The 25,726-nt window shown below is 69.0% G+C and carries 29 protein-coding genes; 16 read left to right on the forward strand and 13 right to left on the reverse strand.

The features are described from left to right. Nucleotides 1-74 precede the first annotated feature (74 nt). From ABD255_RS11720 to ABD255_RS11730, 3 genes are read right to left on the reverse strand one after another with little or no spacing between them, the layout of a single operon-like run. On the reverse strand, nucleotides 75-878 hold the full coding sequence (locus tag ABD255_RS11720) for an exodeoxyribonuclease III (protein WP_344212855.1): 804 nt from the start codon (nucleotides 876-878) through the stop codon (nucleotides 75-77). Between the two features lie 16 nt (nucleotides 879-894). Then, on the reverse strand, nucleotides 895-1,140 hold the full coding sequence (locus ABD255_RS11725) for a DUF3817 domain-containing protein (protein WP_344212857.1): 246 nt from the start codon (nucleotides 1,138-1,140) through the stop codon (nucleotides 895-897). A 2-nt stretch (nucleotides 1,141-1,142) separates the two neighbouring features. Next, complete coding sequence (locus ABD255_RS11730; protein WP_344212859.1) at nucleotides 1,143-1,610, reverse strand: DUF2269 family protein; 468 nt, start codon at nucleotides 1,608-1,610, stop codon at nucleotides 1,143-1,145. 86 nt (nucleotides 1,611-1,696) lie between these two features. Between ABD255_RS11730 and ABD255_RS11735 the strand changes: the two genes are divergently transcribed. Continuing rightward, nucleotides 1,697-2,140 carry a MarR family winged helix-turn-helix transcriptional regulator gene (locus ABD255_RS11735; protein ID WP_344212861.1) on the forward strand — a complete coding sequence of 148 codons (444 nt, stop codon included), beginning with the start codon at nucleotides 1,697-1,699 and terminating at the stop codon, nucleotides 2,138-2,140. On the opposite strand, the gene ABD255_RS11740 is transcribed toward ABD255_RS11735, so the two are convergent. Continuing rightward, nucleotides 2,137-2,787 (reverse strand): TetR/AcrR family transcriptional regulator, encoded by a 651-nt coding sequence (locus tag ABD255_RS11740; protein WP_344212863.1) that lies wholly within the window; start codon nucleotides 2,785-2,787, stop codon nucleotides 2,137-2,139. The two genes, ABD255_RS11735 and ABD255_RS11740, sit on opposite strands and share 4 nt — an antisense overlap. 71 nt (nucleotides 2,788-2,858) lie before the next feature. On the opposite strand from ABD255_RS11740, the gene ABD255_RS11745 reads away from it, so the two are divergent. The 4 genes from ABD255_RS11745 to ABD255_RS11760 all read left to right on the forward strand — a co-directional run bounded on the left by ABD255_RS11745 (nucleotide 2,859) and on the right by ABD255_RS11760 (nucleotide 6,149). After that, a complete protein-coding gene (locus ABD255_RS11745) occupies nucleotides 2,859-3,743 on the forward strand; it encodes an SDR family oxidoreductase (RefSeq protein ID WP_344212864.1) in 885 nt (294 codons plus the stop codon). Next, nucleotides 3,740-4,894 carry a saccharopine dehydrogenase family protein gene (locus ABD255_RS11750; RefSeq protein ID WP_344212866.1) on the forward strand — a complete coding sequence of 385 codons (1,155 nt, stop codon included), beginning with the start codon at nucleotides 3,740-3,742 and terminating at the stop codon, nucleotides 4,892-4,894. The genes ABD255_RS11745 and ABD255_RS11750 overlap by 4 nt, the downstream gene beginning before the upstream one ends. A 113-nt stretch (nucleotides 4,895-5,007) precedes the next feature. Further along, nucleotides 5,008-5,400, forward strand: a complete 393-nt coding sequence (locus ABD255_RS11755; protein ID WP_344212868.1) for a YccF domain-containing protein — start codon at nucleotides 5,008-5,010, stop codon at nucleotides 5,398-5,400. A gap of 17 nt (nucleotides 5,401-5,417) precedes the next feature. Continuing rightward, complete coding sequence (locus ABD255_RS11760; RefSeq protein ID WP_344212870.1) at nucleotides 5,418-6,149, forward strand: MBL fold metallo-hydrolase; 732 nt, start codon at nucleotides 5,418-5,420, stop codon at nucleotides 6,147-6,149. Here ABD255_RS11760 and ABD255_RS11765 read toward each other — a convergent pair. Further along, entirely contained in the window at nucleotides 6,139-7,377 is a 1,239-nt protein-coding gene (locus ABD255_RS11765) for an MFS transporter (protein WP_344212872.1), read from the reverse strand. The genes ABD255_RS11760 and ABD255_RS11765 overlap by 11 nt on opposite strands. Before the next feature lie 150 nt (nucleotides 7,378-7,527). Further along, nucleotides 7,528-8,049 (reverse strand): hemerythrin domain-containing protein, encoded by a 522-nt coding sequence (locus ABD255_RS11770; protein WP_344212874.1) that lies wholly within the window; start codon nucleotides 8,047-8,049, stop codon nucleotides 7,528-7,530. 87 nt (nucleotides 8,050-8,136) lie between these two features. Between ABD255_RS11770 and ddaH the strand changes: the two genes are divergently transcribed. Next, on the forward strand, nucleotides 8,137-8,904 hold the full coding sequence (gene ddaH / locus ABD255_RS11775; protein WP_344212876.1) for a dimethylargininase: 768 nt from the start codon (nucleotides 8,137-8,139) through the stop codon (nucleotides 8,902-8,904). A gap of 95 nt (nucleotides 8,905-8,999) precedes the next feature. Here ddaH and ABD255_RS11780 read toward each other — a convergent pair whose 3' ends face one another. Both ABD255_RS11780 and ABD255_RS11785 read right to left on the reverse strand, forming a co-directional pair. Beyond that, nucleotides 9,000-9,953 (reverse strand): tetratricopeptide repeat protein, encoded by a 954-nt coding sequence (locus ABD255_RS11780; protein ID WP_344212878.1) that lies wholly within the window; start codon nucleotides 9,951-9,953, stop codon nucleotides 9,000-9,002. Next, nucleotides 9,946-11,304, reverse strand: a complete 1,359-nt coding sequence (locus ABD255_RS11785) for a DNA polymerase IV (protein WP_344212880.1) — start codon at nucleotides 11,302-11,304, stop codon at nucleotides 9,946-9,948. Before ABD255_RS11785 ends, ABD255_RS11780 begins: the two co-directional genes overlap by 8 nt. A gap of 57 nt (nucleotides 11,305-11,361) precedes the next feature. On the opposite strand from ABD255_RS11785, the gene ABD255_RS11790 reads away from it, so the two are divergent. From ABD255_RS11790 to ABD255_RS11830, 9 genes are all read left to right on the forward strand, one after another. Beyond that, nucleotides 11,362-12,120, forward strand: coding sequence for an MBL fold metallo-hydrolase (locus ABD255_RS11790; RefSeq protein ID WP_344212882.1), 759 nt, complete (start codon nucleotides 11,362-11,364; stop codon nucleotides 12,118-12,120). Nucleotides 12,121-12,312: 192 nt separating this feature from the next. Beyond that, the gene (locus tag ABD255_RS11795) at nucleotides 12,313-13,791 is read left to right on the forward strand and encodes a glutamate-cysteine ligase family protein (protein ID WP_344212884.1); all 1,479 of its coding nucleotides are present in this window, start codon (nucleotides 12,313-12,315) and stop codon (nucleotides 13,789-13,791) included. A gap of 373 nt (nucleotides 13,792-14,164) precedes the next feature. Beyond that, complete coding sequence (locus ABD255_RS11800; RefSeq protein WP_344212886.1) at nucleotides 14,165-14,578, forward strand: universal stress protein; 414 nt, start codon at nucleotides 14,165-14,167, stop codon at nucleotides 14,576-14,578. A gap of 1 nt (nucleotide 14,579) precedes the next feature. Then, a complete protein-coding gene (locus ABD255_RS11805; RefSeq protein ID WP_344212888.1) occupies nucleotides 14,580-15,197 on the forward strand; it encodes an HhH-GPD-type base excision DNA repair protein in 618 nt (205 codons plus the stop codon). A gap of 269 nt (nucleotides 15,198-15,466) precedes the next feature. Beyond that, complete coding sequence (locus ABD255_RS11810) at nucleotides 15,467-16,798, forward strand: RNA polymerase sigma factor (protein WP_344212890.1); 1,332 nt, start codon at nucleotides 15,467-15,469, stop codon at nucleotides 16,796-16,798. Between the two features lie 10 nt (nucleotides 16,799-16,808). Further along, nucleotides 16,809-17,090 (forward strand): DUF6412 domain-containing protein, encoded by a 282-nt coding sequence (locus ABD255_RS11815; protein ID WP_344212892.1) that lies wholly within the window; start codon nucleotides 16,809-16,811, stop codon nucleotides 17,088-17,090. A gap of 63 nt (nucleotides 17,091-17,153) precedes the next feature. Then, nucleotides 17,154-17,831 carry a membrane protein insertase YidC gene (gene yidC, locus ABD255_RS11820; protein ID WP_344212894.1) on the forward strand — a complete coding sequence of 226 codons (678 nt, stop codon included), beginning with the start codon at nucleotides 17,154-17,156 and terminating at the stop codon, nucleotides 17,829-17,831. A gap of 159 nt (nucleotides 17,832-17,990) precedes the next feature. Continuing rightward, nucleotides 17,991-18,842, forward strand: coding sequence for a hypothetical protein (locus ABD255_RS11825; RefSeq protein WP_344212896.1), 852 nt, complete (start codon nucleotides 17,991-17,993; stop codon nucleotides 18,840-18,842). A gap of 117 nt (nucleotides 18,843-18,959) precedes the next feature. Then, a complete protein-coding gene (locus ABD255_RS11830; protein ID WP_344212898.1) occupies nucleotides 18,960-19,589 on the forward strand; it encodes an SAM-dependent methyltransferase in 630 nt (209 codons plus the stop codon). A gap of 23 nt (nucleotides 19,590-19,612) precedes the next feature. Here the strand turns inward: ABD255_RS11830 and ABD255_RS11835 are convergent, their stop codons facing one another. The 4 genes from ABD255_RS11835 to ABD255_RS11850 all read right to left on the reverse strand — a co-directional run bounded on the left by ABD255_RS11835 (nucleotide 19,613) and on the right by ABD255_RS11850 (nucleotide 23,072). Then, nucleotides 19,613-21,124 carry a sensor histidine kinase gene (locus ABD255_RS11835; protein ID WP_344212900.1) on the reverse strand — a complete coding sequence of 504 codons (1,512 nt, stop codon included), beginning with the start codon at nucleotides 21,122-21,124 and terminating at the stop codon, nucleotides 19,613-19,615. Next, nucleotides 21,124-21,825, reverse strand: a complete 702-nt coding sequence (locus tag ABD255_RS11840) for a response regulator transcription factor (protein ID WP_344212901.1) — start codon at nucleotides 21,823-21,825, stop codon at nucleotides 21,124-21,126. Before ABD255_RS11840 ends, ABD255_RS11835 begins: the two co-directional genes overlap by 1 nt. A gap of 64 nt (nucleotides 21,826-21,889) precedes the next feature. Then, nucleotides 21,890-22,432, reverse strand: coding sequence for a hypothetical protein (locus tag ABD255_RS11845; RefSeq protein ID WP_344212903.1), 543 nt, complete (start codon nucleotides 22,430-22,432; stop codon nucleotides 21,890-21,892). 154 nt (nucleotides 22,433-22,586) lie between these two features. Then, the gene (locus tag ABD255_RS11850; RefSeq protein WP_344212905.1) at nucleotides 22,587-23,072 is read right to left on the reverse strand and encodes a DUF456 domain-containing protein; all 486 of its coding nucleotides are present in this window, start codon (nucleotides 23,070-23,072) and stop codon (nucleotides 22,587-22,589) included. A gap of 41 nt (nucleotides 23,073-23,113) precedes the next feature. On the opposite strand from ABD255_RS11850, the gene ABD255_RS11855 reads away from it, so the two are divergent. Continuing rightward, complete coding sequence (locus ABD255_RS11855) at nucleotides 23,114-25,123, forward strand: amylo-alpha-1,6-glucosidase (RefSeq protein ID WP_344212907.1); 2,010 nt, start codon at nucleotides 23,114-23,116, stop codon at nucleotides 25,121-25,123. Here the strand turns inward: ABD255_RS11855 and ABD255_RS11860 are convergent. Beyond that, nucleotides 25,089-25,715, reverse strand: coding sequence for a LysE family translocator (locus ABD255_RS11860; protein ID WP_344212909.1), 627 nt, complete (start codon nucleotides 25,713-25,715; stop codon nucleotides 25,089-25,091). The two genes, ABD255_RS11855 and ABD255_RS11860, sit on opposite strands and share 35 nt — an antisense overlap. Nucleotides 25,716-25,726: the final 11 nt, after the last annotated feature.

Here is a 25,726-nt window from a genome sequence, read left to right on the forward strand (position 1 = left end):
TCGTTGGGCCCTAGGAGTCACCTGACTGCTAGGGCCTAACACCTGTTCCCAAGTAGTGACGCCCCGCAGCGGACCTAGATCTCGTATGTCGCGACGACAGGTGCGTGGTCGCTCCAGCGTTCGGCGTACGTCAGGGCGCGGTGGATGGTGCAGGAAGTGGCGGCTTCGGCTAGTTCGGGGGAGGCGATCTGGTAGTCGATTCGCCAGCCGGCGTCGTTGTCGAAGGCCTTGCCGCGCCAGGACCACCACGAGTACGGGCCGGGGCCCTCGCCGCCGAAGCGGCGGCCGAGGTCGACCCAGCCGGACTCGAACAGGCTGTCCAGCCAGGCGCGTTCCTCGGGCAGGAAACCGCTTTTCTTGCGGTTCGCCTTCCAGGCTTTCAGGTCGACCTCGCGGTGCGCGATGTTCAGGTCGCCGCACATCAGCACGTGCCGCCCGTCGGCCCGCAACTCGGCCAGCCGGATCGTGATCGCATCCAGGAACGCGTACTTCTCGGCCTGCCGCGGCGGCGTCTCGAACTCGCCGGTGAACACGTACGTGCTGATCGCCGTGAGCGTCGATCCGTCGTCGAGGACCACGTCCGCCTCGACCCACCGCCCGCACCCGGCAAATCGGTCGGGGCCGATCTCGGACCGCTCGGCCTTGATCGGCCGCCGGCTTGCCACCGCGACCCCGGCACGTCCCTTGTGGCCGTCGATGGACGGCTCGGCGTGGGCGATCTGCCAGTCGCCGCCGAGGTGGTCGCGGAGTACTTCGTCGGTCGCGCGGACCTCCTGCATCAGCAGCAGGTCGGGGTCGGTCTCCTCGAGCCAGGGCGTCATCCCTCGCCGGTACGCGGCTCTGATCCCGTTCACGTTCACCGTTGCGACCTTCAGCACCCGAGAACCCTAGCGCTCACCGCAGACTGCGCAGCGCCAGGTAACCCCCGATGCCCGGAACGAACGACAACCACTTGGCCCGGGTCTGCGCGCCCGCCGCGGAGAACGCCGTCACGATCGTCACCAGATAGGCGGTTCCGTGTGTCGGGCCGAGTGCCGACGAGACTGCCGGCCAGTGCACGGTCAGCAGATTCGCGAAGAGAAGACAGACGCTCAGGGCCTCGACAGCGGCCGCGATCTTCAGCGCGGTCAGACTCGTCATCGTCAGACCCCCGTCGTCGAGCCGGGCCGGACGATCATCAGGACGACGACGACAGCCCACAACAACGCGAAGATCCCGGTCGTCATCGACAGCGCCTTCGCCTGCGGCAGCAGATCCTCCCGTACTTCGCGCGACGCGTCCGCCGCGGCCAGCACCCGCCCCTGCCCAGGCAGTACGACGAACGCGAGCACGCCCGCCGCCGCAAGAGTCAGCACCATCGAGATGATCAGCCAGTAGTCGCCGAGCACCCCGAGTCCCGCCCCGACGGCCAGTCCGAACACGGGCACGGTCAGCCCGCCGATCGCGTATCCCCGGCTGATCCGGTGCAGCATCCGCAGTACGCCGGTCTCGGGGTGGTCGGAGGCGAGCGTGCGGCGGGCCAGCGGCGGGAACATGCTCGCCGCGACCGTCACCGGCCCGACGAAGACGATGGCGGCCAGGACGTGCACGCTGAGCAGGAACTTGTTCATCGGTCTCCCCGGAGCGTCGGTTTCAGGCAGACTGTAACTCAAGTATCAGCCAGACTGAAACCAGGTGCTGCTGCGATGATGCTCCGGTGACCCAGCCGCCGATCAGTCCTTCGTTGCTGCTGATGATGCTCGGCCGCCGGCTCCGCGAGCAGGCCGAGACCGACCTGCGAGCGCAGGGGTTGTCGATGCGCCAGTTCTCGGCGCTCGGGCATCTGGCCCATCAGCCCGGGCTGTCGTACAGCGAGCTCGCCCGGCGCGACCGCATCACGACTCAGAGCATGCAGGCCACGCTTCTCCAACTCCAGGAGATCGGGGCGGTGGAGCGCCTCTCGGCGCCGGGACGCGGCCGGACTGCCGATCTTCAGGTGACCGAGTCGGGGCAGGCGCTGCTGGAACGCGGCCGCGCCGTCCTTCGCGCCGTCGACCGGAAGCTGGCCGATGCCTTGGGCAACGAAGAAGCGGGGCAACTGGCGGGCTTCACGCTCCAGGCCCTGACCGCGCTCTCCGAGCAACAGCCGTCCAGCGACTAAGTGGTCGTGCTGAGGATGGCGTCCAGCGAGCGCTCGCAGAGGTCTTCCAGGTCACCGGGGGAGACGGTGGGGTTGTCGATCCAGGTGAGCAGGGTCTGTTCGACATAGCCCTGCCAGCCGTGGCAGGCGAGTTCGACCATGGGGGTAATGCTGATCCCGCGCTGTCCGACCGCGTTGATCACCCACTTGCTGAAGACCTGCCGAAGCTCCGAATGCAACGCCCGTACTGCGGGATCGCCCGCGGCTGACATCAGCAGAGTGGCTCGGTAGAGCTGCGGTGCCTCCAGTACGGCGCGGACGAAAGCCCGGATTCCGCTGCGGAGTTGCTCGTCCGGCGGCAGGGAAAGATCCGGTGCTGTCCGCAGCATCACCTCGGCGGCCGCGGCCTCGATCACGGCGTACTGGAACTTCTTCTTCGAGCCGAAGTAGTGAAACAGCAGGGCGGGGGAGACGCCCGCCTCGGCGGCGACCTGCTCGACGCTCAACTCTCGGTGCGGGTCGGCCTCGAGCACCCGCCGCGCGGCGTCGAGGATCTGCGCCCGCCGCTCATCCGGCCGCAACCGCGGCGACCGCTCCGCCGCGGCCGTCACCGACACGCCGGCCCGGCCATGCTCAGGTGGAAGCTGGGTCGGCGAGGTGTGGGTCATACGGGCAGTCTATTGAGTATTGGCTCAACAGGCACTTACTGTTGAGCGCCCACTCAACAGCGGAGGTCGCGATGGCTGGCAAGGTCGTACTCATCACTGGCGCGTCGCGGGGGATCGGCGCGGCCGTGGCTCGCCGGCTGGCGAGCGAGGGGGCGACGTTGGCGCTGGTCGGCCTCGAACCAGACGAGCTGAAGCAGGTCGCCGAGGACTGCGGCCCGGACGCCGGCTGGTGGGAGGCCGACGTCACCGACACGGACTCCCTGCGCACCGCCGTCGAGGCGATCGCCGAGCGCTACGGCCGGATCGACGTCGTCGTCGCGAACGCCGGGATCGCCGCGCCGGGCTTCACCCGCAGCATGGACCCGGCCGTCTGGGAATGCGTCCTCGACGTCGACCTGTACGGCGTCTGGCGAACCGTCCACCTCACGCTGCCGCATCTACTGGAAAGCAAGGGCTACCTGCTGCTGGTCTCGTCGCTGGCCGCCGTCGTGCACATCCCGGGCCTCGCGGCGTACAACGTCTCCAAGGCGGGCGTCGAGGCGATGGGCAACAGCCTCCGCGCGGAGTTGAAGCATCTCGGCGTCGACGTCGGTGTCGCGCACATGACCTTCGTCGACACCGACATGGTCCGGGGCATCGACGAACACCCGGTGTTCGGCAAGGTCAGGACCGGCTTGCCGATGATCGGCAGGACCTACCCGCTCGAGTTCGCGGTCGACAAGTTCACCCAGGGCATCGGCAAGCGCTCTCGCGTCGTGCACGTTCCCGGCTGGATCGGCCCGCTGAAGATCTTCCGCGCGCTGATCCCGCACCTGGTCGAACTGGGGGCCCGGTTCAACGTGCCGAAGGCCGACCGCGCCGCACTGGCCGACATCGAGGCACGCGGTGCCGCCGCGTCGTCCCGCGCCTCGGGTGCCGGCGGCCGCGCGGACACGGAGAAGGCGGCCAAGCGATGAAACGCGAGTACGACGTGGTCCTCTTCGGCGCCACGGGATTCACGGGCACCCTCACCGCGGAGTACCTCGCCAAGCACGCTCCAGCAGACCTCACCTGGGCGTTGGCCGGCCGCAACCAGACCAGGCTGGAGGCCGTCCGCTCGAAGCTCGGCGTCGACGTGGACCTGCTCATCGCCGACGTCGAGGACCCTGCCACCCTGCAGGCGATCGCCGAGTCGGCCAGGATCGTCGTGACCACGGTCGGCCCGTACATCCGGTACGGCGAACCGCTGGTGGCCGCGTGCGCGGAAGCGGGCACCGACTACCTCGACCTCACCGGTGAGTCCGAGTTCGTGGACCGGATGTACGTCGCCCACCACGCGAAGGCGGTCGAGACCGGCGCGCGGATCATCCACTGCTGCGGCTTCGACTCGATCCCGTACGACCTGGGCGTGCAGTACACGGTCGAGCAGTTGCCGAAGAACGTCCCGATCAAGGTCGAAGGGCTGGTCCGGGCGGGCGGCAAACCGTCGGGCGGCACGCTGCACACCGTGATCACCTCGTTGGCCCGCGGCAAGCAGCACCTGGACGCCCACCGCGCCCGGCGCCGCGCTCAACCCCGCCCCGAGGGCCGCTCGGTCAAGGTCGTCGCGGGCAGGATCCACCGGCTGCAAGGGTTCTGGGCGGTCCCGCTGCCGACGGTGGACCCGCAGATCGTCGCCAACTCGGCGGTGCTGCTCGACGAGTACGGACCCGAGTTCCGGTACTCGCACTACGCCGCGGTCAAGCGGTTGCCGATGGTTGCCGGCGGCATCGCCGGGGTCGGGCTGCTGGCGCTCGCGGCGCAGGTCCCACCGGCGCGGAACGCGTTGCTCGACCGGATCAAAGCCGGCGACGGTCCGTCGGAGCAGCGTCGCGCCAAGTCGTGGTTCACGGCGCGGTTCGTCGGCGAGGGTGGCGGCAAGCGGGTCGTGACCGAGGTCGCCGGTGGCGATCCCGGCTACGACGAGACCGCCAAGATGCTCGCCGAGTGCGCGCTCTCGCTCGCCCTCGACGACCTCCCGACGACCTCCGGCCAGGTGACCACCGCGGCCGCGATGGGCCCGGCACTCCGACGCCGCCTGATGGCCGCCGGAATCACCTTCCGAACGATCGCCACCGACGAGTACTGACCCCGCGCACAGCGTGCGGGTGGTCAGGGGCGGGCACTGGTTGCCCCGGAATGATCCCGGACTCGGCGCTCGATGATCGTGGCGCAGACCCGCCGGGTGGCAGGCTGGCAGGTATGAGGACGATTCTGAACCTGATCTGGCTGGTGCTGGCCGGCTTCTGGCTGGCCGTCGGTTACGTGATCGCCGGCCTGATCTGCTGCATCCTGATCATCACCATCCCGTTCGGCATCGCGTCCTTCCGGATCGCCGGCTTCGCGCTCTGGCCCTTCGGCCGGACGGTGGTGGACCGCCGCGGCGCGGGCGCCGGCTCGGTGCTCGGCAACGTGATCTGGGTGATCTTCGCCGGCTGGTGGCTGGCGCTCGGCCACCTGGTCACCGGCATCGCGCTGTGCGTCACGATCATCGGCATCCCGCTCGGCCTGGCCAACTTCAAGCTGATCCCGATCTCGCTGCTCCCGCTGGGCAAGGAGATCGTCTCCACCGACGAGGCCTTCGGCGTCCGGTGAGCGCTGACAGTGCTCGGATGAGAACGCTGACCGTGCTCGGATCCTGCGGCGCCTGGCCGGAGCCGGGACGGGCCTGCGCGGGGTTCCTGCTCGACTACGACGGCTTCAGGCTCGTACTCGACCTCGGTTACGCCGCGCTGCCGGAGTTGCTGAAGCACTGCCCCGAGGGCGACGTCGACGCGGTGATCGTGACACACCAGCATCCCGACCACTGCGTGGACGTGAGCGCGCTGGCGCGGGTCCGCTACTACCTCGCCCGCGAGGCCCCGCCGATCCCGCTGTACTGCCCGCCCGGCGTTCTCGACGTACTGCGTGCGCTGGAACCGCACCCCGATCCGGCGACGGTGTTCGACGTACGGGACCTCGGCGAGGCCCAGGAGATCGGGCCGTTCCGGCTGGAGACCGCTGTGACGCCGCACTACGTCACGAACCTCGGAGTCCGGCTCATCGCGCCGGACCTCACGGTCGCCTACACCGGCGACAGCGGTCCTGGTCCCGAGGTGGCCACTCTCGCGAAGGGTGCCGATCTCTTCATTACGGATGCGACCTTGCAGGGCCCGTCGCCCGCCACCACCCCGCGGTACGTCATGACCGCGACCGAGGCGGCACAGGGCGCGGCGGGAGCCAAGCGCCTGCTGCTGACGCACTTCTGGCCGGGCTCGGATCGTGCTGTCTCGGTGGCCGAGGCGAGTGAGGTGTTCGACGGCGAGGTCATCGCCGCGGAGGAAGGTCTGGTCCTCAGTCTGTGAGTCTGGCGTGCCGGAACTTCGAGCGATGGATCAGGATCGCCTGCAGGAACATCCCGCCGACGGCGATCCAGAGCGCAGGGCGATGACCCAGGTGGTCCGCCAGCAAGCCGCCGAGTGGTGCGCCGATGACGATCGCCGCCCGGTTCAGCGAGCGCATGGTCGCGTTCATCCGGCCGAGCAGCCGTGACGGCGTGATCGACGACCGATAGCCCATCTCGATCGGGCTGTCGAGACCGATCGACAGCCCGAAGCCGAACTGGGCGAGGCAGAGCAGGACCAGGCCGCCCGCGCCATCGCCGGCCAGCGGGATCGCGAGATAGGCGACCGGCGTGAGCCAGCGGCAGGCGATGATCGACGGCCCCACGCCCAGCCACCGCCCGAACGGGCCGGAGGCGGTCGCGCCGATGACCGAGCCGACACCGCCGCAGGCGAACGTGACCCCGAGCAGCAACGCGCTGAACTGGAGCGTGTGCAGCACGAAGACCAGGTAGACCGTGGTGATCATCCCCTGGCAGAGGAACCACAGGTGTGAGGTCAGGGCGAGCGGTCCGAGGGTGCTGCTGCGGTAGACCCAAGTCAGCCCTGCCCGGATCTCCTGCGTGAGGTTCCGCGGCTGATCGTTGCCGGTAGCAACTTCTGGGTGGAGCGGCTTGACAGTGGCGAGCAGGATCCCGGAGACGAGGTAGGACACCGCGTCCACCAGGATCGCCACCGGCGCGCCGACGAGCTTGATCAGTGCGCCCGCCGCGACCGGGCCGCCGGTCTGGGCCACCGCGCTCGACTGCTCCAACCTGGCGGAGGCGGAGGTCAGCAGCGGGCCGGGGACCAGGGACGGTGGAAACGACTGGTGGGCGGCGTCGTAGACCAGAGACAGCGTGCCGAACACGAGAACGACCGCGATCAGGAGTGGCAGCGTGAGGAGGTCGAGAGCGGCCGCCAGGGGAATCAGCCCCAGCACGACAGCTCGGGCGAGGTCTGTGCCGACAAGAAGCGGCTGGCGGCGGTGCCGGTCGACGTACACGCCGGCGAGCAGGCCGAAGAGGAGGTAGGGGAGCCAACGGGCCGCGTTGAGGATGCCGACCTCGGTGGCGCTGGCCTGAAGGGTGACGACGGCAACCACTTGCAGGGCCAGGCCGGTGACGGACGAACCGACCATCGAGACCGCATCGGCCATCCAGAACCGCACGTACGCCGGATACTTCAGCAACGGATACCGGTCGGCGCTCACCCGCCAGACCCTACGGCCAACCGCGAAGGACCCTGCCGCCGTGGGCACGGGCCAGCCGCACTGACGCCGATTCTGGCGACTGGCCCGTGCTCAAAGCGACAGGGTCCCGGCCCACCGCTCGAAGCACCGCCCGCGCCGGAGGCGCGGAGCCTACTTCTTCTTTTGTGCTTCTTCGACGATCCTGCGGACGTTCTCGATCGAGCCGCAGTCGCTCTCGATCAACCGGGCCCGCTCGGCCGAGAAGTCCTCACCCAGCCGATCCCGCACCTCCTGGCCGACGTCAGTCTTCGCCGGATTGAGCACATCGCGCTCCTCCTCGTCCAAGTGGTGAGAAAGCGCCTCCGAGAGTTCATGCGTTTTCTCGCTGAACTCCTCGCTCGCCGGGTCCTCGACCTCCATCAGCGCGAGCAGTGCCTCGTTGCCCTCGTCGTGCTCGTGCTCGGAGTGCTCGACCTCTTCGGAGTCGATCGCTCGCTTGCGGCTCAGCGCCGGATAGACCTTCGACTCCTCGGCCTCGGCGTGCGCGATCAGCACCGTGGCCAGATCCGCCAGCACCGCGGCCCGGTCGGCCCGCACGTCACGCAGTTCACGCAGGGCCTCCTCGAACCACCGGTGATCGGCGAGGATGATCTCGACGACGTCGCCACCGGTCTGCTGCAGGATCTTCGGCATTCTCGGTCCTCCACGTTCAGGGGGAAGGTGAACGGTTCCGGTACCCGCGCCCGGCGACCTCATGCGCGCCCGGGTTAGCCTGCGCTGATGGTCACTCAACGCGCCCTCGTCCGCCGCCCGGGCTCGCGCCTGGCCGACGGCCTGATCACCCACATCGAACGCGTCCCGGTCGACGTTGACCTCGCGATGACCCAGTGGCAGCAGTACGTCGACGCGCTGGCCGAGGCCGGCTGGGAGTGTGTCGAGGTGCCGCCGATCGAGGAATGTCCGGACAGCGTGTTCGTGGAGGACACGATGGTGGTGTTCCGCGACCTCGCCGTCATCGCCCGGGCGGGAGCCGACGAACGCCGGCCCGAAGCCGCGGAGGCGGAACGCGCCGTCGCCGCGCAGGGGTATCGGATCGCCCACGTCACGGCGCCGGGCACCTTCGACGGCGGCGACATCCTGAAGGTCGGCACCACCGTGTACGCCGGGCTGGGCGGCCGCACCAACCAGGCCGGCATCGACCAGTTGCGCGGATTCCTCGAACCACTCGGAGCCGAGGTCGTCGCAGTACCGGTGCGCAAGGTGCTCCACCTGAAGTCGGCGGTGACCGCGTTGCCGGACGGCACGGTGATCGGGTACGAGCCGCTCACCGACGACCCGCGGGCCTTCCCCGAGTTCCTGGCGGTTCCCGAGGAGGCCGGCGCGCACGTCGTCCTGCTGGGGGAGAACCGCCTGCTGATGGCGGCCTCCGCGCCGAGGTCGGCCGAGCTGTTCCGCGAACGCGGCTACCTTCCGGTCGTCGTCGACATCAGCGAATTCGAGAAGCTCGAAGGCTGCGTAACCTGCCTGTCGGTCCGCCTCCGGGCCTGAATAAGCCCACAGCCAACCGGCGGCAAGCCAGACCGGCGGCGAGCCAGACCAGCGCCCACCGGCGGCGAGCCAGACCAGCGCCCAGCGGCCGCGAGCTAGACCAGTGCCCAGCGGCGGCGAGCGGCGTTGGCCAACTCGCGGTCCTTTTTCCTCCCGCGGGTGGTCGCCTGCTCGCAGATCTCCAGCAGCCGGCCGCGGTACACGCCGGTGTCGGGATGGTCTGCGCCGAGCCCTTCGATGCTGTCGGCAAGCGTCATCTCGAGCACCTGGATCGCCCGGGTGAGCTGGTCGGCGAACATGTGTGCCCGGCCGAGCGCGGCCCGCGTACGCAGTACCTTCGGGTGCTGGCGGCCGAGCAGCATCTCGTCGTGCGTCAGCAACTCCGACAGCAGCTGAACCTCCTCGCGAGGCCCGCCGACCATCAACTGCGCACCGGTGATCGCCTCGATCGCGATCCGGGTCAGCTTGTGGTCCGGCCCGAACACCCGGACCAACTGCGGCGTGACGAGCTCGAACCACGGGATCGCCGCGCCGTAGTCGCCGATCGCCAGCCGAACCTGGGCGACACGCAACCGGACCTGCAGAGTCGCCGGGTCGTCGGCCTTCAGCACCTTCTCGCAAGCGGCGAGCGACTTCTCGTACAACGGGAGCGCGCCGGCCGAGTCGCGGGCGGCCCAGTGCATCTCGGCCTGCTCGTAGTTCGCGTCGACCAGTTCGGGGTGGTTCTTGAACTCCGACGGCGGTGGCTGCTCCGCGGTCGCCGACTTCACCGGCGCCGGCATCGGCTGGTCGGGCACCAGGCGGCCGACATAGCTGCGGCCGCCGGTCTTGATGATGCGATAGCGGCCGAGTCGCGAGACCGGCACCAGCAGGAACGTGGCGAACAAGGTCCGCACCGACGAGCCGCAGTCCAGGCAGACGTCGCGGTGGCCGTAGAAGCGGGTGCCCCGGCCGCTCAGGCCGGTCGTCGTGTCGGGGGTTCTCCAGGGGACGGATGACGCGGTACAAGCTTTGCAGAACGGGTAGACCCCGCCGCGGACCTCACTCATTCGCCCCATCTTGGTCGTTTTCGGTGTCTTTGTCCTCTCCGGGGCTCACGGCTGCCGGTTTTGTCAGCTCCGGATCCTCCACGGCGAAGGTCCGGACCGGCCCGGCCGGCGTCTCGGCCGTCTCGAACCGGACCGTCACCCGACCGCGCCCGGATCCCCAGACCCACCCCGCCCCGTACTGCGAATGGACCACGTCCTGGCCCGGGTAGTACCCGACCTGCCGGTCGCGTGGACGCTCGGGCAGGTCCACCAGCTCGATCGGCGCCTCGTCGTGCTCGCTCTCGGTGAAGAGGTCGTCCTGGATCCAGTCCGCGAGCGAGGACATGCCCACGCCGAGCAGGCGGATCCCGCCGGAGATGTCGCTGTCCTCGAGCAGCCGGCGGGCGACCCGGGCGATCACCCGGGGATCGTCGGTCGGACCGGCCAGGGTCGACGATCGGGTGTGGGTGGTGAAGTCGTGCATCCGCGTCTTCACCGTGACCGTCCGGCCGGACAGCTGGGCCTTCCGCAACCGCTCGGCGACCCGATGGGCCATTCGGTCGCCGATCGCCGCCAGCAGGGCGCGGTCGACGAGGTCGGTCTCGAAGGTGTCCTCGATGCTGATCGACTTCGTCTCGCGATCGCTGACCACCGCGCGATCGTCCGAGGCCGTCGCCAGCCGGTACAGGCTCGAACCGTGCGCCGACCCCACCTGCCGGATCAGCTCCTCCTCGTCGAGTTGCTGCAGGTCGCCGACCGTCCGGACCCCGGCCATGCTCAGCCGCTGCGCGGTGGCCGGCCCGACCCCCGGGATCACGGTCACCTGCATCGGCGCGAGGAACTCGGCCTCGGTGCCGGGCGGCACGACGACGACGCCGTTGGGCTTGTCGAGGTCGCTCGCGATCTTCGCGATCAGCTTCGAGGTGCCCGCACCGACGGACGCGGTCAGCCCACCGCTGGCTTCCCGGATCGCCTCCTTGAGGTCGCCGGCGATCGCCTGCACGTCGTCGACGGTCAGGTTGCTCAGCCCGGCCGCGGCGAGGTCGACGAACGCCTCGTCGAGGGACAGCGGCTCGACCAGCGGCGACAACGCGCGCATCTGGGCCATCACCGCCTGGCTGGTCGCGCGGTACACCTCGAATCGCGCCCCGAGATAGGCCGCGTGAGGGCACCGCGATCTGGCCTCGGCCGTCGACATCGCGGAACGCACGCCGTACTTGCGAGCCTCGTACGACGCCGTGGACACGACGCCGCGCAGGCCGATCCCGCCCACGACGACAGGCTTGCCGCGCAGTGAGGGCTTGTCCCGCTGCTCGACGGCCGCGAAGAACGCGTCCAGGTCGACATGCAGGATGGAGGGATCGGTACGCACCGCCACAGTCTCCCCGGCAGCACCGACAGTTCCGCGCCCGGCTGGCAGGATCACTCCATGAGCTTCCCCGCCCACTGGAACGACGACGACGCCACCGATCACCAGGTCCACTGGTACGACGAACGCACCGCGATCATCCGGCAGGCCCTCCGGACGAACTTCGAAGGCCCGTTCATCTATCTCCTGCTCGGCACCGAGCGGGCGCTCCTCCTCGACACCGGCACCGGCCACGCCGACCTTCGCGCTGTGGTCGACAAGCTGCTGGCGGGCCGAGATCTCGAGCTGGTGGTTGCCCACACCCACGGTCATGGCGACCACATCGGCGGCGACTCGCAGTTCGACACCGTCGTGGGCACGGCACCCGAAGATGTCGCCGCGTACTTCGGCATCACCGCCTGGCCGGAGCAGATCGTCCAGTTCGACCTGGGGGAGCGCGTTCTCGACGTCATCCCGATTCCGGGCCACCACACCGCCGACGTCGCCTTGTACGACCGTACGACGCGGCTGCTGCTGACGGGTGACTCGTTGTACCCGGGCCGGCTGTACGTCACCGACTGGGCCGCCTTCCGGGCGAGCATCGCACGCCTGGCCGGGTTCGTTGCCGCGGGCAATCCGGTGGAGCACGTGCTGGGCGCGCACATCGAGATGACGGACCAGCCCGGCATCGACTTCGAGATGGGCGCGGACCAGCACCCGGGGGAGCACGAGTTGGAGCTGGCGCCCGCAGTACTGGCTGAGCTTGCCGAGGTGCTGGTGGAGGCCGGACCGGTGCCCCGGCGGATCGTGCGGGACCCCTTCATCGTCTTTCCGAAGTAGTCAGCATCGTCTTCCCGAAGTAGTCAGCATCGTCTTTCCGAAATGACCAGCATCGTCTTTCCGCAGTGATCAGCGGGTGAGCCGCGACGCGATTCAGCTCACAGGTCGGGCGGGGTTCAGGCAGACTGAGGCCAGGTACCGGTAGGTAGCAGCGCACCGAAGTACTGACCGTGCTCCACAGGGGAGGCGCAGATGGGCGAGGAAGTCGACCGGGTCGAGTTCACCCGGGCGGATCGGACCGCGTTCCGCAACCAGGTCCATCGCAACCTGGACGCGTTCGCGCGGATGCTGCGCGAGTCGCGGTTCGAGGCCGAGCGGCCGATGACCGGGATCGAGATCGAGCTGAACCTGGTCGACGAGAAGTGCGATCCCGCGTTCAAGAACGCCGAGGTGCTGCACGCGATCGAGGACGACGCGTTCCAGACCGAACTCGGCCAGTTCAACATCGAGATCAACGTGCCGCCCGGCCAGATCGACGGTGCCGGGCTGGAGACGATGGAGTCGTCGATCCGCGACAGCCTGAACGCGGCCGACGAGAAGGCCGCCCGGACCGGCTCGACGATGGTCACGATCGGCATCCTGCCCACCCTGATGACCGAGCACATCTCCCGCGAGGCGATCAGCGCCAACCCGCGGTACACGCTGCTGAACGACCAGGTGTTCCAGGCCCGCGGCGAGGACGTGCAGATCGGCATCGACGGGATCGAGCGGCTCCAGGTCACCGCCGACAGCATCGTCCCCGAAGCGGCCTGTACGTCGACGCAGTTCCACCTGCAGGTGACCCCGGAGGCGTTCCCGCGGTACTGGAACGCGGCGCAGGCGATCTCCGGCGTGCAACTCGCGGTCGGCGCGAACTCGCCGTTCCTGTTCGGCAAGGAGTTGATGCGCGAGACCCGGATCGCGTTGTTCGAGCAGGCCGCGGACACCCGCACGCACGAGTTGAAGACGCAGGGCGTGCGGCCCCGGGTCTGGTTCGGCGAACGCTGGATCACCTCGATCTTCGACCTGTTCGAGGAGAACTCGCGCTACTACCCGGCGCTGCTGCCGGTCACCTCGGAGGAGGACCCGATCGCGGTACTGGACCGTGGTGACACCCCGGCCCTTTCGGAGCTGAGGCTGCACAACGGGACGATCTATCGCTGGAACCGCCCGGTGTACGACGTTGTCCGGGACAAGCCGCATCTGCGGGTGGAGAATCGCGTGCTGCCGGCCGGCCCGACCGTCGTCGACACGATGGCCAACGGCGCCTTCTACTTCGGCCTGGTCCGGGCGCTGGCCGACGACGAACGGCCGATCTGGTCGCAGATGTCGTTCAGCGCGGCCGAGGAGAACTTCCACGAGGCGGCCCGGCAGGGTATCGACGCCGAGGTGTTCTGGCCCGGCGTCGGCACCGCCCGCGCCACCGAACTGGTGCTGCGACGCCTGCTGCCGTTGGCATCGCGCGGACTCGACGAGTGGGGCGTGGCCGCGGACGTCCGGGACCGGCTGCTGGGCATCATCGAGCAGCGCTGCCTGACCAACCGCAACGGCGCCTCCTGGCAGGCCGACGAGTTCCACCGGCTGTATACCAAGGGATCCCACGGCCGCCGTGACGCTCTGCGCGGCATGCTCACCCGCTACCGCGACCACATGCACGAGAACACCCCGGTGCACGAGTGGCCCATCGATTAACCGTGTAAGTCGGCAGACAACGTAGGACAGAAACGGAACCGGGGTCAGCCCGGTGGAACCCGTGCGCGCTTGCCTCCGGCAACGGCGTACCGATCCCTGCGCCTGTTGGGACCTCGCCGGGCGGACGGGAGTAGCGCGCCGGGTCGCAACCCTGCAAAGGTGTGACCGCCGCGAGGTTAGACGGCGCGTACGCGGGTATGGAGTCGTGAACTGCTTGCGGACAGTGCCGACTCGATTCGGTCGTGTTGCGGGCGCAACTGCGGATGCGTCACGGTCGCGACACAGATCGTGCATTTCCACAGATGCCGGAGCGGGTTCAGGGCAGTATCGTTCGGAACGGGTCGACAGTGGCACGCGGAGGTGAGGCAAGTCGATGACGACCATCGTCGTGGGTTATGTGCCGAAGGCCGAGGGGCGCGCGGCGCTCAGACGGGCGGCAGAGGAGGCGACGCTTCGCGACGCCAAGCTGGTGGTGGTGAACTCACACCGGGGCGGGCGCAGCTTCGACAGCGACGAGGCCGCGGCGAGTGATGCCGCGTTGACGGAGGTACGGGAGCAGCTCGACTCGACCGGCGTGCCCTATGAGGTCAGGCAGCTGGTGCGTGGACTCGATCCGGCGGAGGACCTGGTGGCCGTCGCCGAGCAAGTCCAGGCCGAGTTCATCGTGATCGGCCTTCGGCGCCGGTCCCCGGTCGGCAAGCTCATCCTCGGCAGCAATGCCCAGCGGGTGCTGCTCGACGCTCCGTGTCCGGTGCTGGCCGTCAAGGCCGACGAAGGGGAGGACTGAGGTGACTTCGACACGCAGCAAGAAGCTGTGCCTCGCACAGCAGCCCGACGCCGACGAGATGCTGAGCAGAGACCCGTTCGCGTTGCTGGTCGGGATGTTGCTCGACCAGCAGATCCCGATGGAGCGAGCGTTCGCCGGTCCGGTGGCGATCGCGCAACGGATGGACGGCCCGTTCGACCCGTCCACGGTCGCCGCCTACGACCCGGACGGCTTCGTCGAGGTGGTGGCCGGCCCGCCCGCCGTCCATCGGTTCCCAACCGCGATGGCGGCCCGGATCCAGACACTGGCCAAGCACCTGGACGAGGAGTACGGCGGTAACGCCTCGTCGGTCTGGGCCGATGTGAAGAGCGGGGACGACCTGCTGGCCAGGCTCTCCGCCCTGCCGGGCTTCGGCGCGCAGAAGGCGAAGATCTTCGTCGCCCTGCTCGGCAAGCAGCTCAAGGTGCGCCCGCGCGGCTGGCGGGAGGCGTCCGAACCGTACGGCGAGGACGGCGCGTACAAGTCGGTGGCCGACGTGATCGACGTGGCGTCGCTGGTGAAGGTGAGGCAGTTCAAGCAGGAGCAGCAGGTCGAGAAGCGGGTGGTGGCCCGGCCGCTGCGGCAGACCAGGAACAGTTGAGCGCTGAATCGTCGAGGGGCGCCGGTACCAGTACGGAGGGTGGACTGGTACCGGTCATGGCCGGTATGGCACGCCGTTGTGGGGGGTCGTGGGACGTTTGGACTTGGCCGCCGGATTACAATGGAGTGTTGCTGCCGCCTGACCAGCGAGTGGCCACCGACTCGCAGTAGAAATCTGCCGTAGAAACCATGCACCAAACGCACCACAGGCAACGTCGTACCGCCGTACCAGTAACCCTGCAGACTGAATCGTCAGACGAGAGGTAATTCGTGTCGTCCAGCTCGTCCGAGAACCTTCCCGCCGAGTCCACCCGGGCCGTGGCCGCCACCGCCCGGAGCACGACTCAACGGACCAGCGCCAGTGTGTCCGAACCTGCCGCCAAGAAGGTAGGCGTGAAGAAGACTGCCGCTCCCGCCGCCAAGAAGGCCGCTGTGTCCCCCAAGGAGGACGGTATTCCCGCGAAGAAGGCCGCCGCGAAGAAGGCGCCGGCGAAGAAGGCCGTGTCCGAGGCGGGTCTGTCCATCGACCCGAAGACCGGTAAGCCGCGTGCGCTCGACGAGGTCGACGAGTCGGACTTCCAGCCGGACGCCGTGAAGCCGCTGGAGAAGGAGCTCACCGAGGACCAGGGCTTCATCGTCTCCGAGGCTGACGAGACCGACGAGCCCGAGCAGCAGGTGATGGTCGCCGGTGCCACCGCCGACCCGGTGAAGGACTACCTGAAGCAGATCGGCAAGGTCCCGCTGCTGAACGCCGAGCAGGAGGTCGAGCTCGCGAAGCGGATCGAGGCCGGCCTGTTCGCCGAGGAGCAGATCGGCGACGCCGAGACCAAGCTCAAGGACAAGGTCAAGGACGAGTACGAGTGGATCTCGGAGGACGGCCGCCGGGCCAAGAACCACCTCCTCGAGGCCAACCTGCGGCTCGTCGTCTCGCTGGCCAAGCGCTACACCGGCCGCGGCATGCTGTTCCTGGACCTGATCCAGGAGGGCAACCTCGGTCTGATCCGTGCGGTCGAGAAGTTCGACTACACCAAGGGTTACAAGTTCTCCACCTACGCGACCTGGTGGATCCGGCAGGCGATCACCCGCGCGATGGCCGACCAGGCCCGCACCATCCGGATCCCGGTGCACATGGTCGAGGTCATCAACAAGCTCGCCCGGGTGCAGCGCCAGATGCTGCAGGACCTCGGCCGCGAGCCCACTCCGGAAGAGCTCGCCAAGGAGCTCGACATGACCCCGGAGAAGGTCATCGAGGTGCAGAAGTACGGTCGTGAGCCGATCTCGCTGCACACCCCGTTGGGTGAGGACGGCGACTCGGAGTTCGGCGACCTGATCGAGGACTCCGAGGCGATCGTGCCGGCCGAGGCCGTCTCGTTCACCCTGCTGCAGGAGCAGTTGCACGCGGTACTGGACACCCTGTCCGAGCGGGAGGCCGGCGTCGTCTCGATGCGGTTCGGTCTGACCGACGGCCAGCCGAAGACCCTGGACGAGATCGGCAAGGTCTACGGCGTGACCCGCGAGCGGATCCGCCAGATCGAGTCGAAGACGATGTCGAAGCTGCGGCACCCGTCGCGCTCGCAGGTGCTGCGGGACTACCTCGACTGATGAGTTCCTGATGGGCAGGGCACTCGCCGGCGTCTGGACGCTGGCGATGCCTGCCCTCGGGCCGCCTGGCAACCTGCACGCCGGCGGCCTGCTGGCCGTCGCCGTTCTCACGGCGGCGGCCGTTGTGTTCGCGGTCCTGCAAGTCTCCCGTACGGCGGCGCACCGCCCGCTGTCGTCGCCGTTGCCGGCGCGTGCCAGCGCCACCCGGGCCAGTTCCCGCCGTACCGCCTATCTGCTGCTCCGCGATCCCGACGCCGCCGGCCGGCCGCGTCCACGAGCACCGGGAAGGTAGCCGGCCGCCAGTTTCTGGCGGCCTCCCGAGCTAACCCTTCCTTCTCACTCGTGGAGTACTGCCATGCCTTCCTTCCTCGACCCGCCGATCAGCGGCGCCTACCACCTCGTCAACGGCCTCGCGACCGCGATCGAACCCCTCACCGGCCCGTACGCCGCCGCCGTGGCGATCGTGCTCTGTACGGTCCTCGTCCGCCTGTTGCTCCTGCCGCTCAGCCTCGCCGCGATCCGCGGTGAGAAGTCCCGGGCCACTCTGATGCCCGAGATCCGCAAGATCCAGGAGCGGCACAGCAAGAACCCCGAGCGGATCCAGCGTGAGGTGGCCAAGCTGCAGTCCGAGTCCGGCACGACTCTGCTGGCCGGGTGCCTGCCGATGTTCGCGCAACTGCCGTTCTTCTGGGTGATGTACAGCCTCTTCACCACGGCGATCGTGGCGGGTCAGGCGAACCAGTTGCTCGCCGGCACGATCTTCGGCGCGCCGCTGGGTCTCCACTGGCCGCTGTTCGCGTCGACCCCGGCGTACCTCGGCCTCGCGGTACTGCTGGTCGTGGTCGCCTTCCTCTCGTCGCGCCGGCAGGTGCGGCACTTGGACGAGACGGCGTCGCCGATGGCACGGCGGCTCGCTCGGCTGCTGCCGTTCGGGACCCTGGTCACCGCGGCGTTCATCCCGATGGCTGCCGGCCTCTACCTGCTGACCACGACGACGTGGACCCTGGCGGAGCGCACAATCCTGCTGCGTTAGCCCTTGAGGCGAGCCTCGAGGCCGTCGAGGATGCGGTCCAGGCCGTACTTGAAGTCCGCCCGCCTCACCTTCGCTGGGGCCACGTCGAGCAACTTCCTCACCAGTCGTCACCGCGCTCTGAACTCAACGTCCGGGTGGTCCGGGCGGTACCTTGCTGCGGTGGAGGAGGATTCTGTGCTCGAACCGCTACCGGGCTCGCCGGCCCCCACCACCGTGCTGCCCTCCGTTCTGCAGGCAGCCGCTGAGCGGGCCGGCACGACCACCGAGTCCTGGCCCGAGTTGTTCCAAGGACTACTGTCGCCAGACCTGGTCCAGCTACTGCTCGTCGCGTTTCGGCACACCGAGGTAGAGATCATCGGCCGTCACGGGTTCGCGGAACTGGAGCGACTCGACGCGGTGACGGTGAACGACGGACTGCTGCGGTTGACGCCGTTGGGGGTCCGCGGCCTGTTCGCCGGCGGCCGCTGGGCGGACCCGTCGGCGTGGTTGCTCGACCCGGGGGAGTGGTGGGCCAACCTGTCGGCGGCGGACCTCGCCGCTTTCCTCGAGGCCGCCGCTCAGTTGAGGTTGGTCGACCAGGCCTGGACCGTTCAGCGCTGGTTCGACCAGGCACCGCCGCTGCAGTTCGCGTTCCAGTTGGTGCTGGCCGGCCGGATGGTCGAGGGTGCCGCCCGAAATGTTGCCTTCGGCTACTTGTTGCGGATCGGGCTGGCGGCGGCGCCGGCGGTCGAGGAGTGGCTGGTGGTGCCGGCGATGGCGGCCTGGGCCCGGCTGTGGTTCGACCTGATGGGCGCGCCGCGGCCCGGCGTACCGACTGATGAGGAGCGCGGCTCTGGCCGCCGATCAGATCCGGGCCGTCGACGATCTGCGCGCGCTGCTCGATCGGTATGCGGCGCGACCGCCCGAACCGCCGTTGCCCAGCACGACGATCGACGAGTTGATCTACGCCGTACCGGTGCGGCTCGCGACGGTCCGGGTGGGCGATCTCCTGCAGCGGCTGCTCGATCCTGAACTGCCCGGCGAGCCTGGGGATCGAGACGAGCTCGAAGAGCTGCTGACCACCTGAAGGATTTGCCGGACTGGCAACAAAACTTGTCGGACTGGATATTCGGGTGGACCATCGGCGGTATGACGACGGATGAGGAAATGTGGAACGAGCGGTACTCCGAGAGCGCACAGATCTGGAGCGGGCGGCCGAACGTGGTACTGGTGGAGGAAACCGACGGGCTGACGCCGGGGCGGGCGCTCGATCTCGGGTGTGGTGAGGGCGCGGACGCGATCTGGCTGGCTCAGCAGGGGTGGCAGGTGACCGCGGTCGACATCTCGACGGTCGCTCTCGAGCGTGCGGCCAAGCATGCCTCGTCCGCGGGTGTCGGGGATCGGATCGACTGGCAGCAGCACGAACTCGGCAAGTCCTTCCCTGACGGCACCTTCGACCTGGTGTCCGCGCAGTTCCTGCACTCGATGGGCAACCTGCCGCGCGAGGAGATCCTTCGTACGGCGGCCAGGGCCGTCGCGCCGGGCGGGATCCTGTTGATCGAGGGTCACCTCGGCTTTCCGAGTTGGGAACACGACCACCACCCGGAGATCCACTTCCCGACTCCCGCTGAGGTGATCGCCGACCTTGACCTTCCCGACGGCGAGTGGGAGGTGCTGGTCAGCCGCGAGCACGAACGCGAGCAGGCTGATCCGGAAGGCCGGATGACCACCCGTACCGACTGCACGGTGAAGGTCCGCCGGCTCTCCGGCGTCAACTGAAGCGGGCCGGCGGGCGGTCCGCCTCAGTTGAAGGATGCCAGCGGGAGGTGGACGGTGAAGGTCGCGCCGTGCTGGGGGGTGTCGGTGACGGTGACCTTGCCGTTGTGGGCGGCCACCAGCGCGGCGACGATCGACAGGCCGAGGCCGGAGCCACCGGTGGAGCGGGTGCGGGCCGAGTCCGCTCGGTAGAAGCGTTCGAAGACCCGCGCCTTCTGCTCGTCGCTCAAGCCGGGCCCGGTGTCGGCGACCTCCAGGATGGCTTCGTTGTCGCGGGTTCCGACCGAGATCGTGATGGGTGCCTCCACCGGCGTGTGGTGCAGCGCGTTGCTGACCAGGTTCCCCAGCACCTGCCGCAGCCGAGCCTCGTCACCGGCGACGACCGGCGCACCCGAGCCGGGCAGGATCCGCAACTGCACCGATCGCCCAGGCTGGACGGCCTGTACGTCGTGCACGGAGTCGCCCGCCAACGTCAGCAGATCCACCGGCTGATGCTGCAACGGCCGCTGCTGGTCGAGCCGCGCGAGCAGGAGCAGGTCGTCGACGAGCAGCCCCATCCGCTTCGCCTCGTCCTCGATCCGCTTCATCGTCGCGGGATCGGCCGCCGCGCCCCGCTGCCTGGTCAACTCGGCGAACCCGCGGATCGACGTCAGCGGAGTACGCAGTTCGTGACTGGCGTCGGCGATGAACCGCCGCATCCGCTCCTCCGACTGCCGGGCGTTCTCCTCCGACCGCAACGCGATGTCCTCGGACCGGCGGGCAGCGTCCTCGGACCGCCGGGCCGCGAACTCCGACGCGGTCCGCTGCGCGAACGCGGTCTCGATCTGCCCGAGCATCTGGTTCAACGCCAGCGACAACCGCCCCACCTCGGTCCGGGGGTCGCGTTGCGGCACCCGCCGACTCAGATCCCCACCGGCGATCGCCACCGCCGTGTGCTCCACGTCTTCGAGCCCTCGCAAACTCCGCCGTACTACGTACGTCCCGACGCCCGCCAGCAACACCAGCAGGATCACCCCGGCCGCGATCTGCACGCCGACCAGGCGCTGCAACGTCCGGTCGATGTCCCCGAGGCTCTGCGCGACCATCAGGTAGCCGCCGTCGCCGCTGGGGGAGGCGATCACCCGAAAGGTCTCGCTACCCGAGGCCGCGGGCACGTTGAACGGTTTGTCGTCGCGCGCGACGACCTGGGCGAGCGTCAGACTCGGCAGGTTCGGCTGCGCCTCGGTAGGCCGGAGGGGCTGCCTGAACGGCGGGTCGATCTGACTGCCGTTCGCGTCGAACCGCTGGAAGACGAAGGCACTGGGCAGCTTCGACCCACGATTCCTGTCACCGATGGGGCCCCTGGGCGGCGGGTCCTCCTTGAGTTGCGCCGCCGCGGCCTGCAACTGGGTGTCCGTCCGATCGAGCAGGTAGCCCCGCAGGATCGTCGTCGCCACCAGGCCGGAGGCCAGCAGGGCCGCGGTCACCAGCGTCAGCAGGACCAGGACGATGGTGATGCGCAGCGGGTACCGCTCGGTGAAGCGACGGTGGCCCTGCATTAGGCCGGGCCTCGTGGGGTGCGCAGGACGTAGCCGACGCCGCGGACCGTGTGCAGGAGTTTCTGGTCCCCGGTATCGACCTTGCGGCGGAGGTAGGACATGTAGGACTCGACCACCCCTGCGTCGCCGGCGAAGTCGTAGTTCCAGACCGCGGACAGGATCTGGCCCTTCGACATCACCCGTTCGGCGTTCTCCAGCAGGCAGCGGAGCAGCTTGAACTCGGTGAGGGAGAGTTGCACGGCCTCACCCGCCTTGAACACCTCGTAGCTGTCCTCGTTCAGCTCGAGGTCTGCGTACCGCAGTACGGCGGGTTCGGTGGCCGACTGCTCGCGGTGGCCCGAGCGGCGCAGCAGCGCGCGGACGCGGGCGACCAGTTCGTCCAGGCTGAACGGCTTGGTCACGTAGTCGTCGCCGCCGGTGTGCAGGCCGAGGACCTTGTCCTCGACGGCGTCGCGCGCGGTGAGGAACAGCACCGGTACGTGCCGGTCCTCACCGCGCAGCCGGCGGACCACCTCGAAACCGTCCAGGCCGGGCATCATCACGTCCAGCACGACCAGGTCGGGCTCGACTTCCCGGGCCTTGCGCAGGGCCTCGGCGCCGTGTGTGGCCGTGGTCACGTCGTACCCGGCGAAGCGCAGGCTCGCGGACAGCAACTCGACGATGTTCGGCTCGTCGTCGACCACCAGGAGATGCGGGCTCATGACCCAAGTCTTACCCCCGCACCCGTGGTGTCGCTGGGAGGTTCCTGGCAATCCGCTGTGAGTGTCAGCGCGGCCCGCGCCCGTGGCCCCACTTCTGCCGCGCCGCGTCGCGCTGCGTTCCGTCGCTGACCCTGGTCGCGGTGGCCTTGCCGTCGGCCACGACCGCCGACACGGACACCGTGTTGCCGGTCTTGATGCTGGTGATGCCGTCGCGGGTCGCGTTGACCAGCGTCTCGGTCGTCACCTCGTAGTCGCGGCTGTAGCCGTCGGCGCTCTTCACCGTGATCGAGTCCTTGCTGACCGCGGTGACCTCGCCGGTCTGGGTGGCGACGGTCTGGTAGCCGCCGCCCTCCTTCTCGACGGTGAACTCGCCGTGCAGCGACCGGCCTACGCCGAACTCGCCGTGCCGGCCCTTGCCTTCGGGCTTGGCCGGATCGGCCGAGTTGGGCGCCGACGGCGACGCGGACGGGCTCTGGCTCGGGCTCGGAGTCGGGTCCGCGCTGGTGGTGGCCCAGGCGACACCGCCGGCGGTCGTGGTGACCGCGACCGCGGCTACTGTGCCGGCGATCCGCCAGCGTCTGTCGGTGAGCTTCTGGTTGGACGCCATGCTGTACTGCCTCCCGGTACTGCGCGCCAGGCGGTCACCTGGCGCTGGTCATCCCACGATCCCGGGCGGACCTGAGACGAGCCTGCGCCGAACCTGGCAAAACCCTGGCAACTCGGGCCGGCTTGGGAGCGGTTCAGGCCGGCTTGGGAGCAGTTCAGACCAGGAACAGCACCGCGCCCAGCCAGACGGCGGCGGCGAGCGACGTACCGATGAACTCGATCAGGATGGACAGCCCGGTTGCCCGGAGCGCGTGTTTCGTCGAGGCCCAGGCGTGCTGGTGGGTGCCGAGGCGCTGCCGCTCGGACAGGTAGACGCCGAGCGGGAACCCGGCGAACATGCCGACCACCGGGATCACGAAGAACCCGACGAGGCCGAGCAGGACGCCGACCAGCATCGATCGTCGCGGCACCCCGGATTCGCGCAGCCGCCGCTCCGGCACGATGTACTTGACCACCTGGCTGGCTCCGATCAGCACCACGGCCGCCGCCAGCACGGTCCAGCCGGTGGGGCTCTGTTCCTCCAGGGACCAGACCAGGATGGCCGCGAGGCTCAGGATCGCGCCGGGCAGCACCGGGATGACGATGCCGATGATGCCGACGAAGATCGCCACTCCGACCAGTAACGTCGCAACGCTGTTCACGCGCCCACTCTGCCGTACATCGCCGGTCTTAGGGTGGACGCATGCCTTATCTGCACGAACTGGTCACCGCAGTCGCCGCTCCCTGGGTCGTGCTGTCGCCGCGCTCGGGGCAACTCACCGGTGCCGGCGCCGAGGGCGTCTACGCCCGCGACCGCCGCATCCTGTCCCGCCTGGAGGTGACAGTCGACGGCAGACAGCCGCTGCCCGCGCAGTTCGAGGAACCGTCGACCGCGACCACCCGGTACTCCGCTGTGCTCGAAGGGCTCGGCGATTCCGGCCACGACCCGACGGTGACGCTGCTGCGGACCCGCGAGGTGGATGGGGAGGGGATGACCGAGCGAATCACCCTGGTCAACCGCTCGCACGTCACCGTCGACTGCGAGCTGGTGGTTGCCATGAGCACTGACCTGGCAGGCACCGCGGCTGTCCGCAGCGAGGCGGCGGCGGACCTCCCCGCGCTCGAGGCGATCACGGACGACGAGGGCGTGCACTGGGAGGACGGCTCGGGAACGCGCGTGAGCGTGACCTTCGACCCTGCCCCGAACCTCAACCAGAGCTGGAGGTTGAAGGTCGAGCCCGGCCAGGAGACAACCATCACCCTCACCCTGACCGCGACCTTCCCACCCGCCACCGGCTTCACCATCCAGCCACCCGAAGCACGACCGAGCTATGACGGCATCGGCATCGAGTGTGACGACCTGCGCGTCGTGCGCTGGTTCCGCCGTTCCCTGGAAGATCTGGCCGGTCTCCAATTGTCAGCTGACGAGGGAGAGCGGTATCTCGGGGCTGGGCCGCCTTGGTATCTGACCTTGTTCGGGCGGGACTCGCTGATCTCCTCGGGCATGCTCATCCCGGTCGACCCGGAGCTCGCTGCAGGGACGCTCAAGGCTCTCGCGAGCTATCAGGGCACCCGCGTCGACACCAGTGCGGCGGAGCAGCCCGGCAAGATCCCGCATGAGCTTCGCTCCGAGGTCGCCGACCACGGCGGCGGGCTCGTCCTCCCCGCGGCGTACTACGGAACCCACGACGCCACGCAGCTCTGGATCACCACCCTCCACAAGGCGTGGCGCTGGGGTATGCCGAGCGACGAGGTCCGCCGGCTACTGCCCAACCTGGAGAGGGCACTCGCCTGGATGCGGGACTACGCCGACCCGGACGGCGACGGCTTCCTCGAGTACATCGACGAGTCCGGCCATGGACTCGCCAACCAGGGCTGGAAGGACTCCAGCGACTCCGTCCAATGGCCCGACGGCACGGTCGCCACCGCCCCCATCGCCCTCTGCGAGGTCCAGGGCTACGCATACGCCGCCGCGATGGCCGGCGCGGACCTGCTGGACGCCTTCGACCTGCCCGACGGCGACGCCTGGCGTGCGTGGGCGGCGAACCTCAAGGAGCGTTTCCGCAGCAGCTTCTGGGTCGACGGCTACCCAGCGATCGCCCTCGACGGTGAGAAGCGACCCGTCGCAGGCCCTGCCTCGAACATGGGCCACCTGCTGGGCACCGGTCTCCTGGACGAGTCCGAGGAAGCCGCCGTCGCCGATCACCTGGCCGGCGCCGACCTCGACAGCGGCTTCGGCCTCCGCACGTTGTCGAAGTCGATGACCCACTTCAACCCGCTCGGCTACCACACCGGAAGCGTCTGGCCGCACGACACCGCGATGACCGTCCAAGGCCTGTACGCCTCCGCCCACGCCGCCACAGCGACGTCGTACGTGCGAGGGCTGGTTGATGCGGCTGAGGCTTACGACTATCGACTGCCTGAACTCTATGGCGGCGCAGGCGCCGAGCAGGAGAGCAAGCCGACGCCGTACCCGCTCTCTTGTCGTCCTCAGGCGTGGGCGGCAGCCTCGGCAGTGGCAGTGCTGGTCGCAGCCTTGGGGATCGCTCCGAACGTCCCAGGGGGCACGCTCGACATCACCCCGGCCCCTAACCTGCCCTGGCAGCGACTCCGCCTCGACGGCCTTCGGGTCGGCGAAAGCACCCTGTCCATCGACCTGAGGGATGGCGCGCTCACCGTCAGAACGCACCCGCCACGGCGAGCAACGCGATAGCCAGATAAATGCCTGCGACAACAAATTTCTGGAGCCGCCGGTGCCGGCCGGTACCGCGGAAGCGACGGCCGATGGCGTCGGCGCCGACGGCGTAGCACAGGTCGAGCAGCAGCCCGATCGCCAGCACCGCCAGACCGAGCAACAGCATCTCGTTGCGCACCTGCTCGGTGCCGGCGTCGCGGCTGGTGAACTGGGGGAGGAAGGCAAGGAAGAACAACGCGGCCTTCGGGTTCAGCAGGTTGACCAGGACGCCGTCCCGGAAGACCCGCCCGAGCGAGCTGACCTCGATGGTGCCGACACCGCCGGATTCGGTCGAACGAAGCGTCCGTACGCCGAGCAGCGCCAGGTAGGCCGCGCCGGCCAGCGAGATGACGGTGAAGACCACGGGCGACGCCTGCACCACAGCGGCCAGGCCGAGGGCGGCGAGCAGGATGTAGACGACCGAACCGGTCTCGATCGCGAACGCCGAGACCACCCCGGCGCGGCGTCCCTGGGTCAGGCTGCGCAGCGAGATGTAGATGTTGTTCGGCCCCGGCATCCCGACCAGCACCACTGTCGCCCCGACGAACCCGAGCGCCTGCCCGATTCTCATTCCGTTGCCTC

This window comes from Kribbella sancticallisti (genome assembly GCF_039530625.1).
Taxonomy (GTDB): domain Bacteria; phylum Actinomycetota; class Actinomycetes; order Propionibacteriales; family Kribbellaceae; genus Kribbella; species Kribbella sancticallisti.

Excerpts from the sequence above, each read along its gene's own strand:
- ABD255_RS11725 (WP_344212857.1), bottom strand. The coding sequence starts at position 1,140 with ATGACGAGTCTGACCGCGCTGAAGATCGCGGCCGCTGTCGAGGCCCTG.
- ABD255_RS11730 (WP_344212859.1), bottom strand. The coding sequence starts at position 1,610 with ATGAACAAGTTCCTGCTCAGCGTGCACGTCCTGGCCGCCATCGTCTTC.
- ABD255_RS11740 (WP_344212863.1), bottom strand. The coding sequence starts at position 2,787 with ATGACCCACACCTCGCCGACCCAGCTTCCACCTGAGCATGGCCGGGCC.
- ABD255_RS11745 (WP_344212864.1), top strand. The coding sequence starts at position 2,859 with ATGGCTGGCAAGGTCGTACTCATCACTGGCGCGTCGCGGGGGATCGGC.
- ABD255_RS11750 (WP_344212866.1), top strand. The coding sequence starts at position 3,740 with ATGAAACGCGAGTACGACGTGGTCCTCTTCGGCGCCACGGGATTCACG.
- ABD255_RS11755 (WP_344212868.1), top strand. The coding sequence starts at position 5,008 with ATGAGGACGATTCTGAACCTGATCTGGCTGGTGCTGGCCGGCTTCTGG.
- ABD255_RS11760 (WP_344212870.1), top strand. The coding sequence starts at position 5,418 with ATGAGAACGCTGACCGTGCTCGGATCCTGCGGCGCCTGGCCGGAGCCG.
- ABD255_RS11770 (WP_344212874.1), bottom strand. The coding sequence starts at position 8,049 with ATGCCGAAGATCCTGCAGCAGACCGGTGGCGACGTCGTCGAGATCATC.
- ddaH (WP_344212876.1), top strand. The coding sequence starts at position 8,137 with ATGGTCACTCAACGCGCCCTCGTCCGCCGCCCGGGCTCGCGCCTGGCC.
- ABD255_RS11780 (WP_344212878.1), bottom strand. The coding sequence starts at position 9,953 with ATGAGTGAGGTCCGCGGCGGGGTCTACCCGTTCTGCAAAGCTTGTACC.
- ABD255_RS11790 (WP_344212882.1), top strand. The coding sequence starts at position 11,362 with ATGAGCTTCCCCGCCCACTGGAACGACGACGACGCCACCGATCACCAG.
- ABD255_RS11795 (WP_344212884.1), top strand. The coding sequence starts at position 12,313 with ATGGGCGAGGAAGTCGACCGGGTCGAGTTCACCCGGGCGGATCGGACC.
- ABD255_RS11800 (WP_344212886.1), top strand. The coding sequence starts at position 14,165 with ATGACGACCATCGTCGTGGGTTATGTGCCGAAGGCCGAGGGGCGCGCG.
- ABD255_RS11815 (WP_344212892.1), top strand. The coding sequence starts at position 16,809 with ATGGGCAGGGCACTCGCCGGCGTCTGGACGCTGGCGATGCCTGCCCTC.
- yidC (WP_344212894.1), top strand. The coding sequence starts at position 17,154 with ATGCCTTCCTTCCTCGACCCGCCGATCAGCGGCGCCTACCACCTCGTC.
- ABD255_RS11830 (WP_344212898.1), top strand. The coding sequence starts at position 18,960 with ATGACGACGGATGAGGAAATGTGGAACGAGCGGTACTCCGAGAGCGCA.
- ABD255_RS11835 (WP_344212900.1), bottom strand. The coding sequence starts at position 21,124 with ATGCAGGGCCACCGTCGCTTCACCGAGCGGTACCCGCTGCGCATCACC.
- ABD255_RS11840 (WP_344212901.1), bottom strand. The coding sequence starts at position 21,825 with ATGAGCCCGCATCTCCTGGTGGTCGACGACGAGCCGAACATCGTCGAG.
- ABD255_RS11845 (WP_344212903.1), bottom strand. The coding sequence starts at position 22,432 with ATGGCGTCCAACCAGAAGCTCACCGACAGACGCTGGCGGATCGCCGGC.
- ABD255_RS11855 (WP_344212907.1), top strand. The coding sequence starts at position 23,114 with ATGCCTTATCTGCACGAACTGGTCACCGCAGTCGCCGCTCCCTGGGTC.
- ABD255_RS11860 (WP_344212909.1), bottom strand. The coding sequence starts at position 25,715 with ATGAGAATCGGGCAGGCGCTCGGGTTCGTCGGGGCGACAGTGGTGCTG.